This is a genomic window from Mesorhizobium sp. M0870 (genome assembly GCF_040319775.1).
Classification (GTDB): domain Bacteria; phylum Pseudomonadota; class Alphaproteobacteria; order Rhizobiales; family Rhizobiaceae; genus Mesorhizobium.
Genome location: NZ_JAMYOI010000084.1, coordinates 1 through 920 on the forward strand (window position 1 = coordinate 1; position 920 = coordinate 920).

Annotated in this window: 1 protein-coding gene; it reads right to left on the reverse strand. The window is 64.2% G+C overall.

Annotated elements, in window-relative coordinates:
- On the reverse strand, positions 1-920 hold a 920-nt coding region (locus tag NKH97_RS33230), incomplete at both ends, for an IS5 family transposase (RefSeq protein ID WP_352799988.1).

Sequence of the window (920 nt, forward strand, 5' to 3'; positions counted from 1 at the left end):
ATGGCGGCGATGAGGATCTGTCCTGCCGCCTTGGCCAAGCCGCGGTAGCGGATGGCGCAAAGCCGCATGCGGTTCTTCAAGGTGGCAAAGGTCGTCTCGACGGCGAAGCGTTGCCGCGCAATGAGCCGGTTGAAATGCTTCAGGCGCGCTGGCAGATGCGGATGATGCTTGTTGGCGCGCCGCATCAGTCTTGGCTTGATCCCGCGCTCCCTCAGCAATACCTGGCGCGCCTTGGTGTGATAGGCCGCATCCGCCAGCACTGCGCCTTCGTCGCCACAGATCAGATGATCTGCCTCGACCGTGTCGTTGACGTTGGCCGCTGTCGTTCTCACCCGGCGGATCAGGCCAGAGCCCTGGTCGACACCGACATGGGCCTTGTAGCCATAGGAGGAGCCAGGCTTGCCCTGCCGGCGTGTAAAGCCGGCATCGGGATCGCCAGCCTCGCCGGCCTCGTGCGCCGTTCCACTGGGTGGCCGTGCCGCCGCCGTCTCGATCACCGTGGCATCGAGCATCGTACCGCGCCGCAGGATCAGCCCGGCCTTGTCCAACTGACGGTCCAGTTCGCCAAACAGCTTCTCCAGAAGCCCCGCCTCGACGAGACGATTGCGAAAGCGGTTGAGCGTGGTGTGGTCGGGCACCGTCTCTTCGAGCGTCAGCCCAACGAAGCGGCGGAACGACAGCCGATCGGCGAGCGCCTCCTCCAGTTCGCTGTCCGACAGTCCATACAAGGACTGCAGCAGAAGCGCCTTGAACATCACCAACGAATTGTAGGCAGGCCGGCCTGGTCCGGCCGGCGAGCGCAGCCGTGCCAGGATCTTCTCGAAGCGATACCACTTCACCAGCAACGACAACCGGTCCAGGCGACCGCTCCGACCAAGACCCTGCGGCAGCAGAGCCTCCACAAAACTGAACTGACCGCT